Below are 2,833 nucleotides of genomic sequence, written 5' to 3' on the forward strand. Positions count from 1 at the left end.
CGTCCAGGTCGAAGCCGTCGCCCAGCGGCTCCATGCCGAGGCCGCCAAGCAGCTTGATGGCCCAGGGCGCGGCTTCGTCCTCCACGTAGACCACGGCGCCGAAGCGGCGCGGATCGTTCAGCCGCAGCGTGCCGAGTTCGGTCACCAGATCGAAGTGGTCGTGAACGCCCGGCGCAGGCAGCGCCGCATCGAAGCGCAGGCTGCCCGACATGCCCAGGTGCAGCAGCAGGAGGCCGCGGTCCAGGTCGATCAGCAGGTACTTTCCGCGCCGGCGCACCTGCAGCACGCGGCGCCCGACCAGTGCCTCGGGCATCACCATGAGTGCCCAGCGCAAGGGTTTGCCGATGCGGACCGCATCGATGCGTGCACCGGCAATGCGCTCGGCAAAACCGCGCCGCGTCACTTCGACTTCGGGAAGCTCTGGCATGAAATAAAAACTCCGGGCTGCGACGAAGCCCCACGCGGTGCTCGCTCAAAAGCTTGGATTATTATGGTTCGATGATTCCATCGCTCCGCCGACACCGCCTTGCGGCGGCCGCGTCTTTCGTCCTGCTGCTGGCTTGTGCCGCGCATGCGCAAAGCTCCGATCCCGCCGCGCCCAGGAGCCCGGCACCCATCATCGAACGGCCGGCACCCTCCCGCCCCGGCACCAAGCCGGCGCCGGCCGCTGCCGCAGCCGCCGCGAAGCCGGCCGGCGACCCCGAGGCCCAGCGCTCCGCACTGACGGCCGAGCTGTTCTACGAAATCCTGATGGGCGAGATGACCGCGCGCTCCGGCGACCCCGGATCGGGTTATGCGCTGGTGCTCGATGCAGCCCGGCGGCTGCGCGACGGCAAGCTGTTCCAGCGCGCGGTCGAGATCGCGCTGCAGTCGCGCTCCGGCGACGCGGCGCTCGCGGCCTCGCGCGCATGGCAGGAAACGCTGCCCAACTCGCGTGATGCACGGCGCATCGAGCTGCAGATACTGATCGCGCTCAACCGCATCGGCGAAACGGTGGAGCCGCTGCGGGCCGAGATCGCGGCCACGCCGCAGATCGAGAAGCCGCTGCTGATGGCGGTGATCGCGCGCAACTACTCGCGCGCCTCAGACAAGAAGCAGGCCGCCTCGGTGGTCGAGCAGGCGCTGGCCGACGAACTCAAGAGCCCGGCCACCGGTGCGCTGGCCTGGGCCACCATCGGCCGCATGCGCCTGAATGCCGGCGACACCTCGGGCGCACTGGACGCCGCGTTCAAGGGCCAGCAGATGGACCCCGCCTCCGATGCTCCGGCCRCACTTGCGCTCGAGATGATCGACCCCGGCCAGCCGCTCGCGGAGCCGATCGTCACGCGCTACCTGGCCAACAACCCGAAGGCGCCGCCCGACCTGCGCATCGCCTACGCGCGCGTGCTGGTCGAGAACCGCCGCTATGCGGATTCCACCGCGCAGCTGCAGGCGCTCACCGCGGCCCGGCCCGAACTGGCCGAGCCCTGGCTGCTGCTTGGCAGCCTGCAGGCGCAGGCCCGGCAGGACGCGGCAGCCGAAACCTCGCTCAAGCGCTACATCGATCTGGCGGCCAACCAGAAAGACCCGGACGATCGCCAGCGCGGCACCACCCAGGCCTACCTCGTGCTCTCGCAGCTGGCGGAGCGCCGCAAGGACTTCACGGCCGCGGAGCGCTGGCTCGCACGCGTCGACGGCACCGACGAGCTCGTGGTCGCGCAGACGCGCCGCGCGGGCCTGCTGGCGCGCCAGGGCAAGCTGCCGCAGGCGCGCGAACTCGTGCGCGGCCTGCCCGAGCGTGCGCCCGAGGACAAGAAGCAGAAATTCCTCGCCGAAGTGCAGCTGCTGCGCGATGCCAAGCAGTACCAGGCGGCCTACGACATGCTGGCGCAGGCTTCTGCCGCCGCCCCGAACGACAGCGACCTGGTCTACGACCAGGCCATGGTGGCCGAAAAGCTCAACCGCCTCGACGAGATGGAGCGGCTGCTGCGCAGGCTGATCGAGCTCAAGCCCGAGAACCAGAACGCCTACAACGCGCTCGGCTACTCCTTTGCCGATCGCAAGATCCGCCTCGACGAGGCCCGCACGCTGATCCAGAAGGCCGTGCAGCTGGCGCCGGAAGACCCCTTCATCGCGGACAGCCTGGGCTGGGTGGAATTCCGGCTGGGCAACACGACCGAGGCCATCCGCATCCTCGAGACGGCCTACAAGACCCGGCCCGATCCGGAGATCGGCGCGCATTTCGGCGAGGTGCTCTGGGCCACCGGCCAGAAGGACCGCGCGGTCACGATCTGGAAGGAAGCCCTGCTGAGCGACGCCGAGAACGAGACCCTGCAGGAAACGCTCAAGCGCCTGCGGGTCAAGCCGTGAGTGTGCCCGCCCCCCGGCTGGCCGATGGCGGCCGCCGCGCCCTCCTGCTCGCGGGCGGGGCCGCGCTGCTCTCGATGGCCGGCTGCGCCCAGCTGGCGGGCGGCCCCTCCGCGCCCCGAAGCGCGGACAGCTGGAGCGGCCGCATGTCGCTGCGCATCGACAGCCAGCCGGTGCAGACCTTCTCGGCATTGTTCGAATTGCGCGGCTCCCCCGAAGCGGGCGAGCTCTCGCTCACGAGCCCGATCGGCAGCACCCTGGCCCAACTGCACTGGTCGCCCGGCCAGGCCCTGCTCAAGAACGGCAGCGAGATCCGGCGCTTCGAATCTGTCGATGCCTTGATCGAGGCCGCCACGGGCGCCGCCATACCGGTCGGTGCGCTGTTCGGCTGGCTCGCGGGCCGCAACGAGCCCGTACCCGGCTGGCGGCCCGACCTCGCGCAGGTCGCGAACGGCCGACTGCAGGCCACCCGCGAGTCTCCCGGCCC

At 70.5% G+C, this 2,833-nt stretch carries 3 protein-coding genes; 2 read left to right on the top strand and 1 reads right to left on the bottom strand.

From position 1 onward, the window contains the following. Nucleotides 1-427, bottom strand: a 427-nt coding sequence (locus tag AC1DOC_RS27825) for a DNA-formamidopyrimidine glycosylase family protein (RefSeq protein ID WP_478130933.1), incomplete at its 3' end; no start/stop codon positions are given. A gap of 71 nt (nt 428-498) precedes the next feature. On the opposite strand from AC1DOC_RS27825, the gene AC1DOC_RS27830 reads away from it, so the two are divergent. Both AC1DOC_RS27830 and AC1DOC_RS27835 read left to right on the top strand, forming a co-directional pair. After that, nucleotides 499-2,349: a tetratricopeptide repeat protein gene (locus tag AC1DOC_RS27830; protein ID WP_478130934.1), complete on the top strand. Its 1,851-nt coding sequence runs from the start codon at nt 499-501 to the stop codon at nt 2,347-2,349. Continuing rightward, nucleotides 2,346-2,833, top strand: a 488-nt coding sequence (locus AC1DOC_RS27835) for a lipoprotein insertase outer membrane protein LolB (RefSeq protein WP_478130935.1), incomplete at its 3' end; no start/stop codon positions are given. The genes AC1DOC_RS27830 and AC1DOC_RS27835, both read left to right, overlap by 4 nt.

The sequence above is a fragment of the Variovorax sp. 01T439_2 genome, assembly GCF_056398445.1.